Origin of the sequence: Exiguobacterium sp. 8A, assembly GCF_902506275.1 — a bacterium.
Lineage (GTDB): Bacteria > Bacillota > Bacilli > Exiguobacteriales > Exiguobacteriaceae > Exiguobacterium > Exiguobacterium profundum.
On the sequence record NZ_LR733630.1, the window covers coordinates 1008043 to 1023163 of the forward strand.

Below are 15121 nucleotides of genomic sequence, written 5' to 3' on the forward strand. Positions count from 1 at the left end.
CCCTCACCCCTTCTCTTTCAATTCATTTAATAGTTTCACGAGTTCCGCGTCATCCGGTACGGACGACTCGAGTTCTTTTTTCCTCGCTTGGTCGTATGAGCGCTGTTGTTTCGCCTCGTCCTCGAGCCATTTCGGCATATCCCCTTGTTGGGGTTTCCGTCGTGACCCGACTGTGGTGCGTTGCACACTCTCACGTTTTTGCTGTTTCTTCTCGATGAGCGCATCTTGAGACTCTTCACGCTCTAGCGCTTCTTTTGCATTCGTATAGCCCGCTGTTTTCCAACTCGTCGCAATGCGCAAGACATAGTTCTCGCTCAGCCGCGTCTGCTTCTTCACTTCGATACAGTAATAGAAGAGCGCATTGATGACCCCTGGCGCGAGACCGAGTGTGTCGACGAGTTCAATGACTAACTGTTCATCACTTTTTGAAAGTTGCGGGGTCTTCCGAAGCGTCGAGACATATTGATGTGGGTGTGCGGACTCCATCACTTCGGGATCATGCAAATCGCCAAGTTTCGTCTGTTCAAGTTCGACGGTCTTCTCTTTCCGGTGGCGCGTCTGTTTCTTCTTCAACTGCAGAACCATTTGACGACAACCGTCCCGCTTCTCTTGTTCGCTGAGTGGCAGGTACGCCTCATGTACGAAATATTCTTTCAACATTTCCGCCATCGTCTCTTCATCGAGTTGTGACACGTAGGCCAATTTTGTGATCGTTTCGTCTAATTTTTTCGTGAAAAATCCAACTGGAAAATTCGTCAGTTTTTTCACAATTTCCATATCGAACGAATAGTTGATCTCAATCTTAGCCCGGTCCGGCTTTTCATAATTTTTTTGTGTGAACGCACGATGGTTCACTCCTTTGACATCAAATACTTCATTGAAATCCTTTGTCACTTCGACGATGCCTGCGGGCAACGGATCAATCGTAAAACGCCCTTGCAGTTGTTTGAATCGTACTTCCCCGACTTTATAGAAGAGGAAACTCGACAACAGCCCGTCATTCAAAAACGTGTGCGGTGCAAGCGGGACGCGTAACTGATAGACGTATTGTGTCAATCGAGCGTCTTTTGTTTTATAGGTGCGCACTAATCCGATCGCTTCTAAGCGGAACAAACTGTCCATTAACTCATTGATGGAGAACTCCAACATCTCACACAATGCACTATGGGACATATAGTTGGATTTCATTTTGCCCGGTTTTAGTTCGCTCCATAACGTTTGATAGAGTGCGAGCGCCTTCACCCCGATGACAGGTTGATATAAGTGGTAAAGGGACTGGTACGATTCACGGTCGACTAGACCGGTACTCATGATTAACAATTCGTCCGTCCCAAAGATTGTACGTTCTTTCTCCATGGCTCTCTCCCTTGAAAAAGGGCGACCAGCAGGCCGCCCTTTAGTTGGTCGAATTTTCTTGCTTCATTAAATCTTCAAGTTCTTTAAAGAACACCGTGATGTCTTTGAATTGACGATAAACCGATGCAAACCGAACATATGCGACTTCATCGACTCGTGCAAGTTCATTCATCACAAGCTCGCCTACTTGTTCACTTGGAATTTCTGACTGGGCGAGGGCACGGAGTTGCTGTTCGACTTTCGTCACAACCCCTTCGAGCTGTTCAAGTGTGACAGGTCGTTTCTCGCACGCCCGAATAATGCCGCGAAGCACTTTTTCACGACTGAACTCTTCACGATTTCCATCTTTTTTAACAATGATGAGCGGTGTCTGTTCAACCGTCTCAAACGTTGTAAACCGATACCCACATTTTTCACATTCACGACGACGTCGAATCGAATAATGGTCTTGCACCGGACGGGAATCGAGCACTCTCGTTCCATTATGATCACATTTCGGACAACGCATGCTCAAACCTCCTTATCGTTCGACTGTTTTATTACCAATGGCACGTAACGGGAATTGTTGCGTGAGCGCCTCGTAGTAGTGCGATACAATTTGCGAAAGGTCTGCACCGAGTCGCTGTTCACGGTTTAATGTAAAATCGACAGCCGTCCGGCCGCCATCCACTTGTACAATCGTGATGAGCCCGTCCCAGCCTTCTCCGAGAAACGAAAGTTCTCCTCGATTCGCATCGATTCGACGAACCGTATGACCGTTCTCTTGAATTTTTCCTTCTAACCATTGCAACATCGCATGTGACGATGCCGCATAGTAACGTGTTTGGAGCATTTCATTTTTATGTGTATCTTTCGTTTCAATATGTGTTTGTAACTTATCTAACAGTCCCATAATCCACCTCAACGCCTGAGTTATATACGTTAAGCATATCAAAATTAAGGCGACAACAAAACAATTAAAAGGGCTGACCGTTAAACGGCCAGCCTCAAAAGGTCAATCTGATTTATTTGCTGATTGCCACTTGCGCTTCCGGAACACGAATCGGTCCCATTCCACGCTCAAGTTTCACATCTTCACGTACTTTTGCATCCAATCCTTCAGCAATATACTGCGATGCTGTAGCCGGATCGATTCGATCTCCACATGTAAACACGTCAACTGACGCATAGCCATGTTCTGGGAAACTGTGAATCGTTAAGTGTGATTCTGAAATGATGACGACTCCACTTACACCGTGTGGCGCAAATTTGTGGAATGCAACTTCGCGGACTTCAGCGCCCGAACGAAGAGCAGCATCGACGAACAAACGCTCGATGTAGTCGATATCATTTAATTTGTCGGGATTGCACTCCCAAAGTTCTGTAATAATGTGACGTCCCATAGTATCCATATTAGTGGATCCCCCTTTACATCAATGGTCTCAAAGTAGTTGATGATCACTCACTTTGTGCCTGAATCGCCCACAACCACGGGGGCAAGTTAGTCCTAAGAGGTCCTAACCCTTTAAGTTGCGTTTGTCAGACCAATTGAAGTTCACGAAATTGAGTGTAACGTGTTTGGGACGTCGTTACAAGACATTTGATAAAAAAATCTGAAAAATATTTCTCCGCACGTAATATTTTTTAGGCGTGTGTTTCTTGTTGCCCGATTTGAAGATAGCTGGCCACCATATCCAACAAGTCTACGACACGGCATGAGTAGCCCCATTCATTGTCATACCATGCGAGTACTTTGACATGATTCCCTCCGAGTACCATCGTCGAATCCATGTCGATAATCGACGAGCGATCGTCCCCGTTAAAATCGATAGAGACGAGCGGTTCGTGAGAAACGCCTAAAATACCCGTCATTTCTCCATACGCTGCCCGTTCAAACGCTTCATTGACTTCATCGACCGTAACATCTCGGTGGAGTTCGACGACCAAGTCGACAAGTGATACGTTCGGAGTCGGTACACGGAGTGCCATTCCGTTTAACTTCCCTTGTAGTTCCGGCATCACCAGACCAATCGCCTTAGCCGCTCCCGTTGATGTCGGGATGATGGAACTGCCACACGCACGCGCGCGCCGCAAATCTTTATGCGGGTTGTCAATATTGTTCTGGTCGTTCGTATAGGCGTGTACTGTCGTAATCAGTCCCGTCTCGATACCGAACGTCGAATGCAAAACCTTCACGACAGGTCCGAGACAGTTCGTCGTACACGATGCGTTTGAAATGATATGGTCTTCCTCCGGGCGATAGTCACGATCATTGACCCCCATCACGATCGTGCGTAAGTCCCCTTTACCTGGTGCGGTCAAAATCACTTTTTTCGCGCCTGCCTCAAGATGAAGTCTTGCCCCGCTATCGGAGTTAAACTTCCCGGTCGCTTCGACGACGATGTCGATTTCAAGGTCTGACCAAGGCAACCGTGATGGATCACGTTCCGAAATAAGTTCAATCCGTTTCCCATCGACTTCGAGCGCATCCCCATGCGCACGTACTGTCAATCCGAATGGACCGTGAATCGAGTCATGTTTAATGAGATGCGCAAGTGTTTCCGCCGGATAACTTGCGTTAATCGCCACTACTTCATGACGTCCCTCGAGCATCAATTTTCGAAATACCATTCTTCCGATTCGACCAAATCCGTTAATTGCCACTTTTGTCCCCATGATAGATCCCCCTTTTTCTACATTACGGTTTCATTATAACGGATAGCTGTAAGCGTTTTCACTATGATTCGTCACATTTTTTTCGTTTTTCTTTGTTTATTTTTTGAAAATGAGGGAAATTTCTTGGCGTAACAGACAAGAGAAAGGAGGCGTCATGATGTTTGATTGGGGAGATATCGATAAATTCTTTATTTCGTTCTTTATCATTTTACCGATTGTGACGTTAATTCATGAGCTTGGACACTTCTTCTTCGCAAAGTTGTTCGGCGGCTCACTCGATATGCAAATCGGTACCGGGAAGAAAATGTTTAAAGTAGGTCGTTTACAAGTAAATCGTGTTTATTTTTATGATGCATGGTGCCAGTTCACTGATTTAAGATGGAGCAACAAGGTCACCCGTACGCTAGTCTATGGCGGTGGAGCCATTTTCAATTTAGCGAGCATCTTAATCGTCAACGCGTTCATTCTTCGACGAGATATTGAACCGACACTCTATACGTATCAGTTCGCCTATTTCTCGTTCTACTATATCTTCTTCTCACTCTATCCCATCTATTATTCGAACGGTCATCCTAGTGATGGACGTGCGATTTATGATACATGGAAAAAAGGGTCTCCAGAATCCGATCCATTAAACTAAAAAGAAGGCGATATCAGTCGCCTTCTTTTTGTATCGTTTGAAACTGTTCGACCAGACGATTGATTTGTGGAGGGAGGTCCCCTAATGCCCCATTATTGTTTATGAGGAAATCCGCCTGGTGCTTTTTATCTTCAATTGGAATCTGTGAACGAATACGGGCTAACGCCTCTTCTTTCGTCAATCCATTCCGTTCCATGAGACGCATCAGTTGAATCTCTTCACGGCAATAGACGACGACGGAATAATCAACCAGATCGAGCATCGTTCCTTCAAACAGTAACGGAATATCAAAAATGACGACAGGTTCCCCCGATGCCTCATACGTTCGCATTTGCTCATTCATTTCTTCTCGAATCGCTGGATGCATCAATTGATTCAATTGCTGACGCTTTGCTTCATCATGGAAGATTTCCCGACCGAGCGCAGGACGGTTCAGCACGTCGCCCACAAAACATTTTGGAAATGCGGCCCTTACCCCTTCAATCGCCTTTCCTCCTGGTTCAACGACCGTCCTTGCAATCAAATCGGCATCGATAATCGGAATGCCTCGTTCTCGAAACAGTCGCGATACCGTAGACTTCCCGGTTGCAATTCCACCAGTCAATCCAATCTTCAACATACACGTCCACCCCTTAACGTTGTTGACAGTGCGGACAGTAATGCGTACCTCGCCCGCCCAATTTCATCTTTTCAATTTCATGTCCGCATCGGCGGCACGCTTCTCCGGTCTGTCCATATACGTAGAGCCTCTCTTGAAACGTTCCTGTGGCGCCATCTGGATTGGCATAACTGCGAATCGTACTACCTCCACGCTCAATAGCCTCAGTCAAGACAGCAACAGCTTCAGTCCGCACACGGTCGACTTCTTCATGTGACAAACTTGCGGCCGGTCGTGTCGGATGGACACCCGCGCGAAACAACGTCTCATCTACATAGATGTTACCTAATCCAACAAAGATGGACTGATCGAGGAGGGCGGTCTTAATCGCGCGTGTCTTCATGCGCTCTAAACGTCGGTGTAACACCTCGGTTGTCACACGCTCGTCAAACGGCTCGTACGCAAGTAATGAGAGCGGTGGTGTGGTATGAATCGTTTCATTCGTCCGCAACTCCATCGTACCGAATTTACGGACATCATTATAGTGTAGAGTCGATTGGTCCGTAAACGTAATCACGATATGTGTATGTTTTACCGGTTCTGCAATGGAGTCATAAGGGAAAAACTTCCCTTCCATGCGAAGATGGGAGACGAGATACCCGTTCGTCAATTTGAATAAGATGAATTTCCCCCGACGTTCCACATCCGTAATCGTTTCTCCAATCAAATGGTGAACCCATTCTTCGGGGTCGAGCCCGCGGATAATTTTAGGGTCGAGGACATCGACAGACTGAATCGTTTTTCCTGAAACGGCAGGTCGCAACCTACGACAGACCGTTTCGACTTCTGGTAATTCTGGCATACTGATTTCCTTTCTATCCGTTTATTTCGTGTCAAACCATGTCGTTCCAACCGCTCCGTCCGCACGTAACGGGACATCAAGTGTGACCGTATGTTCCATCGCTTCGGTCACAAGTTTTTCTAATGCTTCCATCTCTTCGGCCGGACCTTCGAATATCAATTCATCGTGTACTTGTAACAACAGCTTAGATTGAAGTTTTGACGTGTTTAACGCATGATCGACATCAATCATCGCTTTTTTAATAATGTCCGCTGCCGTTCCTTGAATCGGTGTGTTGATTGCGGTACGTTCAGCAAACCCACGCAAATTGAAATTACGAGAATGGATGTCCGGGATGTTCCGGCGTCGTTTCAACATCGTCTCGACGAACCCGTGTTCACGTGCCCGTTCAATCGCGGCATCCATGAACGTCTTCACCCCAGGGAACTGTTCAAAGTACGTATCGATAAAGGTCTGCGCTTCTTTCCGTGTAATCCCTAGGTTTTGTGAGAGTCCATAATCACTGATGCCATAGATGATTCCGAAGTTGACGGCTTTTGCTTGACGACGCATGAGTGACGTAACTTCTTCAGTGGAAACTTTAAACACGTTCGCCGCCGTCGACGTATGAATATCCTCATCGTGAAGGAAGGCTGCCATCATCTTCTCATCTTGTGACATATGTGCCATGATGCGCAGTTCGATTTGAGAGTAATCGACCGCATAAAGTACCCATCCCGGTTCACTCGCGGTAAACGCTTTACGGATGCGACGCCCTTCTTCTAATCGAATCGGAATATTTTGAAGGTTCGGGTTAACCGACGAAAGCCGTCCCGTTTGAGTAAGCGTCTGTGTATAACGCGTATGAATCTTGCCATCATCCTTCACGACTTTCTGCAAGCCTTCGACATACGTGGACTGAAGTTTGCCAAGTTCACGATAATGCATGATTTTCTCAATGATCGGATGAAGCGGTGCCAATTTTTCGAGGACATCCGCTGCCGTTGAGTATCCTGTTTTCGTCTTTTTCACAGGAGGGAGTGACAGTTTTTCAAATAATACGACCCCTAACTGTTTCGGTGAGTTGATGTTGAACGGTTCCCCGGCTAATTCATGAATCGTGACCTCAAGTGCATTTAGACGTTCACGCAGGTCCGTTTCCATATGTTGAAGCGTTTCGACATTTACGTGGATACCAGCCCACTCCATCTCGGCCAATACGGAAACGAGTGGTTTTTCAAGCGCCTCATAGAGTTCTGTCTGTTCATTCTCTTTCAACTCCGAAACCACGCGTTCAAACAATGTATAGATGGCGTACGCCTTTTCTGCGAGATGAGCATGAAAAACATTCTCTTCCGGCACCTTGATTTTTGCACCTTTTCCGTAGACCGTTTCATCTTCCTCAAGAGGATACGTAAAGTGTGCGGCAATCGAGCTGAGAGACGTCCCACCAGATAGGTTGAGCAAATACCCTGCGACAAGCAGGTCTTCATACCCACGCAGTGCCAATTGGTGACGTTTCAATTGAATAATTGTCTGCTTCGCATCGAGACAAATCGTCGTCTTCGTCTCGTCTTCGATCCATTCCTTGATCCGTTCGTCCTCAAGAAGCGTCACATCTCCAATCGTGACACCTCGTTCCGACGCGATCGCCACTCCAATCACGTCTTCTTCAAAATAATCATCATGCAACTGTTCAAGCATCAACACAGCACGTGACAAATCTTGATCGACCAACGCGATTGTTGGTCGCTCCGCTTTTTCAACCGGTTCTTCTGAAGAGGTATCCGCCAGTTTGCCGATGAGTGACTTGAACTGTAAATCCATAAATAGCGTTTTGACGACCGAAGCGTCATATGGCTTAAAGACAAGTTCATCAATCGTCACATCAATCGGTACATCCGTGTAAATGGTCGCCAACTGTTTCGACATTTTCGCCTCTTGTTCATTCGCCACTACTTTTTCCTTTTGCTTCCCTTTCAACTCATCCGTATGTTCATAAAGGGCCTCAACGGTACCGTATGTGGCAATCAACTTCATTGCCGTCTTTTCCCCGACCCCTGGAATACCAGGGATGTTGTCGGATTTATCCCCCATCAATCCTTTTAGGTCAATCATCTGAATCGGTTGTAGTCCCTCATAGCGTTCCTTGAACGCAGTCTCGGTCATTTTCTCGACGTCAGTAATGCCTCGTTTCGTCAAATAGACGGTCACGCGTTCATTGATCAATTGAAGTAAATCCTTATCCCCCGTCACAACCGTAACTTGATCAAAAGTCGGATCTTTTGAGAGCGTCCCGATGATATCATCCGCCTCGTATTGATCGAGCTCTAAGACAGAGATGCCAAACGCCCGACAAACGTCACGCACGAGCGGGAATTGTTCTCGTAATTCTCCCGGTGTCTTTTGACGTCCACCTTTATATTCTGCGAACGTATCGTGACGGAACGTTTTCTTTGACGCATCGAACGCCACGGCAAAATGAGTCGGTTGCTCATCTTCCATTAGTTTCAATAACATCATCGTAAACCCATACACTGCATTCGTATTCCGACCTGACGCATCCGACATCGGAGGCAGTGCAAAAAACGCACGATATGTTAAGGAGTTCCCATCAAGGACTAGTAGTTTATTCATTCAATCGACCTCCATTCTTCTCTTCAACCATCATACCATACGGGTACATGCGTTCGAAAAAAAAGACCCTTTTCTACGAATAGAAAAGGGCCAAATTCTCGATCGTGTGGAGATGAGCACCGATCGAGTCACGAGATGATGAAGAGGTCTCATTCATAGGATAGCAAGGTTTTGTAAAGTAAATATGAACGAACGATAAAGTCATTGTTAAACCCGAGGGAATGTAATGGTAAACGTCGTTCCTTTGCCTTCCTCACTCTCTACGTCGATCGTGGCATGATGCAAATCGATGATGTGTTTCACGATGGCGAGTCCGAGGCCAGTTCCACCCGAGTTCCGACTTCTTGCCTTATCGACACGATAGAAGCGCTCAAAGATACGACTCACTTCTTTTTCGGCGATCCCGATTCCGTTGTCCTTGACGCGAAGTTTATAGGAATCTGCCTTTGCTTCCACGGCGATTTCGACACGACTTCCTTCTGGTGAATAGTTGATGGCGTTGGCAACCAAGTTCATGATGACTTGCTTCATTCGGTTCAGGTCCGCTTGCAAGACGACCGTCCCCTCGTGTTTCGCTTCTAGCTGAATCGACTTCTTGCTCGCCTTTTGACTGAGCAGGAGACAGACCTCATCGACGAGCTGATTCAGATCGACGGACACCAACTCCATTTGGAAGTCATCCCGCTCCAATCTCGACAATTCAAGGAGATCCTCAACAAGCATCTGCATCCGTGTCGCTTCTTTCTGGATGATGTCTAAAAACTGGTCTCGAAGTTCCGGGACTTCTTTCGCCCCATCAAGAAGCGTCTCACTAAACCCACGTATGGATGTGAGCGGTGTCTTCAGCTCATGACTGACGTTCGCCACGAAATCTTTCCGCATCTTCTCAAGTCGTTTCAGTTCCGTGATATCGTTAAACAGTAACGTCGTGCCGCGAAGCATCCCGGTGTCACTGAAAATCGGTGCTGCGGATACCATATACGTTTTTTGATTGAATCCCGTTCGAATCGATAACTGACGGCGGTGGACCTCTTCCGTCAGATAGACGTCTTCGATGAGCGATTCTACTTCAGGACTCGGTAGAATCCCGTGATAAAATTGTCCAATCGTTAAATCATCGTATTGGAACATTTCACGATAAGAGCGGTTGACCAACGTGACAATCCCTCGCTCGTCGACGAGCAGAAGACCCGCCCCCATATACTCGATTAACGATTCGAGTCTCGCCCGTTGTACGGACTCCCCGAGAGAAATCGACTCCAAATTCCGGGCAAGCACGTTGATTGACCCTGCTAGGCTACCTGTCTCTTCATCATTTCTGAGTTCATACACACGGGCCCGATAATTCCCGTCCGCCAGTTCCCGCAAAACGATCGTCGCCTCATCGATTGGTCGAATAAATTGATTCGTCAAATGTTGGAGCACGAATAAAATTATGAAGAAGGAGAAGAAGAGCGCGAGGGCAATCGTCAACCAGATGCGATTGTACACCCCTTCTAAATCCGATACATAACGGATGAATGTTAAATAGACTGTCCCACCCGTCGCAAGTTCGATCGGTTTTGTGTATTGAATCAACTCGTCCTCATCCGCTTCACCGAACGTCCCTTCCTCAGGGACCATATTCGGATCAATTTTGTAATCGATGGACCCGACGCGAAACGGCGTGCCAGCGATTACCTCCATCCGACTATTGAGAAGGAGAATATCAAAGCTGCTCCCGTCATCGATTTGACCGACATACTCACGAATCTCGTCCAATTCGCCTCCCTCGAGGTAGAGGGCTGCCAATTGAGCATCTTCTTTTAGACGATCTCGTTCTGAATCCAGATAAAAATCTTTGAAGAGCTGCCCAAGGACAATCCCGAGCGTCAGCAAGACACCGGTGACAAGAAAAATGAGAGTCGTCATAAATCTAGAGCGATACGTCTTCATTCCGAAGTCGGCTCCTCCATCTTATAGCCAAGACCGCGAATCGTTTTAATATAGGTCGGTTTCTTCGTTACCGGTTCAATTTTTTCACGAAGGTGACTGATATGGACATCAACAATCCGGGTATCACCCACAAAGTCATAATTCCAAATGGCCGATAACAATTGATCTCGCGTCAACACGCGCCCTTTATTTTTCGCCAAATAGGCTAACAATTCAAATTCTTTCGGCGTCAACTCGAGGCGCTCCCCTTGCTTGAACACTTCGTAGTTTGAAGCGACGATTTTAACATCTCCGATTTGAATGACGTCCTCTTCAACCGCCGATTCTTGCGGGGCAGAACGTCTAAGAATCGCTTTGACGCGCGCGACTACTTCACGTGGGCTGAACGGCTTCGTCAAATAATCGTCCGCTCCGAGCTCGAGCCCCAATACTTTGTCAAACTCATCATCTTTTGCCGTGAGCATTAAAATCGGTGTATTGACTTTTTGCTGACGGAGTCGTTTGCACACTTCAAGTCCATCCATCTCCGGCAGCATCAAGTCGAGCACGATGAGCACGGCGTCCTTTTTCTCAGCCAATTCCAATCCAGTTTTGCCGTCGTGCGCCGTCTCTACTTCAAAGCCAGCCTGTTCTAAATTAAATTTCAATAATGTCGCAATCGATACTTCATCGTCGACAACAATTACTTTATCAGCCACACTGCTTCCTCCTCTTAAACCATCAAATGTCACTTTCTATTTTACAAATCAATGCTTGAAACGACCAACCTCAAAGCAAATCTTTACAAAAACAAAACAAATCCACTTTCAGTGTAGCATGTTCGATAAGAGAGAAGGCGCAAAAAAGGTGCCTCCTGCAACATGACAGGAAGCACCTCAGTTTTATAAGACGCTTAATACCGAGCGGACAGAATCCGCAGACTTCGATAGCGCTGCTTTTTCTTCATCCGTCAAGTCGAGCTCTAACACTTGCTCAATTCCATGTTTTCCAAGAATCGTCGGGACGCCAAGATACAAATCATGGAATCCGTACTCTCCCTCAAGGTATGCGATGGCCGGTAAGATTCGACGCTGATCTTTTACAATCGCCTCGACCATCTCCACGATGGCAGCGGCTGGCGCATAATACGCCGAGCCATCGCCCAGTAGTTGGACAATCTCGCCGCCACCTTTTCGTGTCCGTTCGACGATTTGCTCGATTCGCTCATGTGGGATGAGTTTTTCGAGCGGGATGCCTCCAGCGTAAGAATAGCGTACGAGAGGCACCATATCGTCTCCATGACCTCCAAGGACGAATCCAGATACGTCTTTGACAGAAACATTCAGCTCTTGTGCCACAAACGTTCGGAAGCGAGCCGTATCCAATACACCGGATTGACCGATGACGCGTTCTTTCGGGAACCCTGATTCTTTGAACGCCGCGTACGTCATCGCGTCTACTGGGTTCGTCAATACGATCAGGATGGCGTCTGGAGAGTAACGGGCAATCTCTTTCACAACCGAGCGCATGACGTTTGCGTTCGTTGCGACGAGGTCGTCCCGGCTCATCCCCGGCTTGCGCGCGATTCCCGCGGTAATGACAACCACATCGGAATCGGCCGTGTCCGCGTAATCAGACGTACCTGTGACCCACGAATCAAACCCTTGAATCGGTGCCGTTTCTTGCATGTCGAGCGCTTTCCCTTTCGTCGGTCCTACTTTTTCTTCCATATCGAGCAGTACGACATCCCCTAGCTCACGTTGAGCCAAGTACAGTGCAGTCGTTGCACCGGTGAAGCCACTTCCAATAACAGAAATTTTGTTACGACGAATCATGAGCTCTCCTCCTCGGTCGTCTTACATGTTTTTAATCAATTCATCCGCGAACTCTGAACATTTCACTTCTGTCGCTCCGTCCATGAGACGTGCGAAGTCGTATGTGACAACTTTCGAAGCGATCGTTTTCTCCATTGAGTTGATGATGAGGTCAGCCGCTTCGTTCCAGTTCATGTGGCGGAGCATCATCTCACCTGAAAGGATGACTGAAGATGGGTTTACTTTATCAAGACCCGCGTATTTCGGAGCTGTACCATGTGTCGCTTCGAAAATCGCATGTCCTGTGATGTAGTTAATGTTCGCACCAGGTGCAATCCCGATTCCACCTACTTGAGCAGCAAGGGCATCTGAGATGTAGTCACCGTTCAAATTCATCGTCGCAACAACGTCGAACTCACGTGGACGTGTCAAAATCTGCTGGAGGAAGATATCAGCGATTGAATCTTTGACGATAATTTTCCCTTCAGCTTCCGCTTTCGACTGAGCTTCGTTAGCAGCTGCTTCACCAGATTCTTCTTTGATACGGTCATACTGTGCCCATGTGAACACTTTGTCACCGTACTCCGCTTCAGCGAGTGCATAACCCCAGTTTTTGAAGGCGCCTTCTGTGAACTTCATGATGTTCCCTTTGTGGACGAGCGTTAAAGATTTACGGTTGTTCGCAATCGCATATTCAATTGCTGCACGAACCAAACGTTCTGTTCCTTCAGAAGAAACTGGCTTGATTCCGATTCCTGATGTTTCTGGGAAACGGATCTTGTTGACATTCATCTCGTCTTGCAAGAATTTGATGAGTTTTTTCACTTCATCGCTTCCTGAAGCGTACTCGATTCCAGCATAGATATCTTCAGTATTTTCACGGAAGATGACCATGTCTGTATCTTCAGGACGTTTTACTGGTGATGGAACACCTGTGAAGTAACGAACTGGGCGAAGGCATGTATATAAATCGAGTTCTTGACGAAGTGCGACGTTCAATGAACGAATTCCTCCACCGACCGGAGTCGTAAGTGGTCCTTTGATGGCAATCAAGTACTCACGAATTTGATCAAGTGTCTCTGTTGGGAGCCATTCGCCTTTTTCGTTATATGCTTTTTCCCCAGCATATACTTCCATCCATTCGATTTTCTTGTCGCCGCCATATGCTTTTTCAACCGCAGCGTCAAATACGCGAACAGCCGCATTCCAAATGTCAGGACCTGTTCCGTCACCGATAATGAATGGTACGGTCGGTACATTTGGTACGTTCAATACACCGTTTTCAACTGTAATCTTTTGTCCTTGTGTCAACATAATGAATCCCCCTAAGTACATTACTGTAGGTCGACGCGTGCGCCGACCTACGTCACTTGTTAGTTTACCAAACTTTTGTCTAAAATGTGTCTCGAATTAACGTTCGTTTACCGGAACATACTTACGGCTCGTTTCACCGACATATTCCGCACGTGGACGAATCAAGCGATTATCCGCATATTGCTCGAGAATGTGCGCAATCCAGCCAGACATACGAGATACGGCGAAGATTGGTGTGAATAGATCTTCTTCGAGACCGAGCGCATAATAAGTTGAAGCTGAATAGAAGTCGACATTTGGTTTCAAACCTTTTTCCGTTTCGACAAGATGGTCGATTTTCTCAGACATCTCATACCATTTCGGTTCGCCGATTTGAGCAGTCAACTGACGGCTCATTTCTTTCAAATGTTTCGCACGTGGGTCGCCATCCTTGTAAACGCGGTGACCGAAGCCCATGATCTTCTCTTTGCGCTCGAATTTGCCACGAACATATTCTTCAACACGGTCGACCGAGTCGATTTCGTGCAACATTTTCATTACCGCTTCGTTCGCACCACCGTGAAGTGGCCCTTTGAGTGCCCCCATGGCCGCCGTGACACCTGAGTACATATCCGAGAGCGTCGCTACACAAACGCGAGCAGTGAATGTCGAAGCATTCAACTCGTGGTCTGCGTGTAAGATGAGCGCTTTATCAATCGTCTTTTCTGCTACATCGCTCGGCTCTTCACCGTTTAGCATATATAAGAAGTTCGCAGCGTAAGAAAGACCTGGTTTCGGTGCGACCGGCTGCTCCCCTTTACGAAGACGGGCGAATGCCGTCACGATTGTAGCGACTTGTGCTTGTAGGCGAATCGCTTTACGCATGTTGGCCTCGTCACTCATGTCTTCAGATTCCTCATCATATAAAGCGAGTTGTGAAAGTGCCGTACGAATCGTCGCCATTGCATTGGCTGATTTCGGTGCACGTCTTAACGTATCAATCACCTCTTCAGGCAATGTCGCTTCTTTTACAAGCGCATCTGAGAGCGCTGTCAATTCCTCTGCATTTGGTAAGCGGTCGTTCCACAATAAGAACACTACTTCTTCGAATGTGGCGTTGTCCGCTAAATCATCAATGGTGTATCCTCCGTAAGTCAATTGTCCGTCAATAATTGAGCTGACTTTTGAGGCTGCTGCCACAATACCTTCTAACCCTTTTGTCGTTGACATTCATAACTCCCCCTCAGTCTTGTTTAAAATGGTCGACCGTAAAAACAGTCTGTTTATAGGGAATAAGGATACGGGACGGGTTGTTCCCCTACATTCACCCAGTCTCCGTTTACCCTGTCCTTTATATAGTATAAACAATTTAT

General features: G+C 47.0%; 14 protein-coding genes. 1 reads left to right on the forward strand and 13 read right to left on the reverse strand.

The genetic code is table 11. From position 1 onward, the window contains the following. Nucleotides 1-3 precede the first annotated feature (3 nt). The 5 genes from GVY42_RS05215 to GVY42_RS05235 all read right to left on the reverse strand — a co-directional run bounded on the left by GVY42_RS05215 (nucleotide 4) and on the right by GVY42_RS05235 (nucleotide 4011). On the reverse strand, nucleotides 4-1356 hold the full coding sequence (locus tag GVY42_RS05215) for a DnaD domain protein (RefSeq protein ID WP_012726704.1): 1353 nt from the start codon (nucleotides 1354-1356) through the stop codon (nucleotides 4-6). A 40-nt stretch (nucleotides 1357-1396) separates the two neighbouring features. Continuing rightward, nucleotides 1397-1864, reverse strand: a complete 468-nt coding sequence (gene nrdR, locus GVY42_RS05220) for a transcriptional regulator NrdR (RefSeq protein ID WP_012726705.1) — start codon at nucleotides 1862-1864, stop codon at nucleotides 1397-1399. 12 nt (nucleotides 1865-1876) lie between these two features. Further along, nucleotides 1877-2248 carry a hypothetical protein gene (locus GVY42_RS05225; RefSeq protein ID WP_159562526.1) on the reverse strand — a complete coding sequence of 124 codons (372 nt, stop codon included), beginning with the start codon at nucleotides 2246-2248 and terminating at the stop codon, nucleotides 1877-1879. Between the two features lie 112 nt (nucleotides 2249-2360). After that, entirely contained in the window at nucleotides 2361-2747 is a 387-nt protein-coding gene (speD, locus tag GVY42_RS05230) for an adenosylmethionine decarboxylase (RefSeq protein WP_012726707.1), read from the reverse strand. A gap of 232 nt (nucleotides 2748-2979) precedes the next feature. Next, nucleotides 2980-4011, reverse strand: a complete 1032-nt coding sequence (locus GVY42_RS05235) for a glyceraldehyde-3-phosphate dehydrogenase (RefSeq protein ID WP_074036529.1) — start codon at nucleotides 4009-4011, stop codon at nucleotides 2980-2982. 157 nt (nucleotides 4012-4168) lie between these two features. On the opposite strand from GVY42_RS05235, the gene GVY42_RS05240 reads away from it, so the two are divergent. Beyond that, nucleotides 4169-4651, forward strand: a complete 483-nt coding sequence (locus GVY42_RS05240; RefSeq protein ID WP_159562527.1) for a site-2 protease family protein — start codon at nucleotides 4169-4171, stop codon at nucleotides 4649-4651. 13 nt (nucleotides 4652-4664) lie between these two features. On the opposite strand, the gene coaE is transcribed toward GVY42_RS05240, so the two are convergent. From coaE to citZ, 8 genes are all read right to left on the reverse strand, one after another. Beyond that, on the reverse strand, nucleotides 4665-5270 hold the full coding sequence (gene coaE / locus GVY42_RS05245; RefSeq protein WP_012726710.1) for a dephospho-CoA kinase: 606 nt from the start codon (nucleotides 5268-5270) through the stop codon (nucleotides 4665-4667). Nucleotides 5271-5283: 13 nt separating this feature from the next. Next, nucleotides 5284-6111 carry a bifunctional DNA-formamidopyrimidine glycosylase/DNA-(apurinic or apyrimidinic site) lyase gene (gene mutM, locus GVY42_RS05250; protein WP_159562528.1) on the reverse strand — a complete coding sequence of 276 codons (828 nt, stop codon included), beginning with the start codon at nucleotides 6109-6111 and terminating at the stop codon, nucleotides 5284-5286. A gap of 21 nt (nucleotides 6112-6132) precedes the next feature. Then, nucleotides 6133-8727 (reverse strand): DNA polymerase I, encoded by a 2595-nt coding sequence (gene polA / locus GVY42_RS05255; RefSeq protein ID WP_159562529.1) that lies wholly within the window; start codon nucleotides 8725-8727, stop codon nucleotides 6133-6135. A 207-nt stretch (nucleotides 8728-8934) separates the two neighbouring features. After that, nucleotides 8935-10662, reverse strand: coding sequence for a two-component system histidine kinase PnpS (pnpS, locus tag GVY42_RS05260; RefSeq protein ID WP_159562530.1), 1728 nt, complete (start codon nucleotides 10660-10662; stop codon nucleotides 8935-8937). After that, nucleotides 10659-11360: a response regulator transcription factor gene (locus GVY42_RS05265; RefSeq protein ID WP_031423155.1), complete on the reverse strand. Its 702-nt coding sequence runs from the start codon at nucleotides 11358-11360 to the stop codon at nucleotides 10659-10661. Before GVY42_RS05265 ends, pnpS begins: the two co-directional genes overlap by 4 nt. A gap of 183 nt (nucleotides 11361-11543) precedes the next feature. Then, complete coding sequence (gene mdh / locus GVY42_RS05270; RefSeq protein WP_159562531.1) at nucleotides 11544-12476, reverse strand: malate dehydrogenase; 933 nt, start codon at nucleotides 12474-12476, stop codon at nucleotides 11544-11546. A gap of 21 nt (nucleotides 12477-12497) precedes the next feature. Then, nucleotides 12498-13766 (reverse strand): NADP-dependent isocitrate dehydrogenase, encoded by a 1269-nt coding sequence (gene icd / locus GVY42_RS05275; protein ID WP_031423152.1) that lies wholly within the window; start codon nucleotides 13764-13766, stop codon nucleotides 12498-12500. A 99-nt stretch (nucleotides 13767-13865) separates the two neighbouring features. After that, nucleotides 13866-14978 (reverse strand): citrate synthase, encoded by a 1113-nt coding sequence (gene citZ, locus GVY42_RS05280; RefSeq protein WP_159562532.1) that lies wholly within the window; start codon nucleotides 14976-14978, stop codon nucleotides 13866-13868. Between the last annotated feature and the right edge of the window lie 143 nt (nucleotides 14979-15121).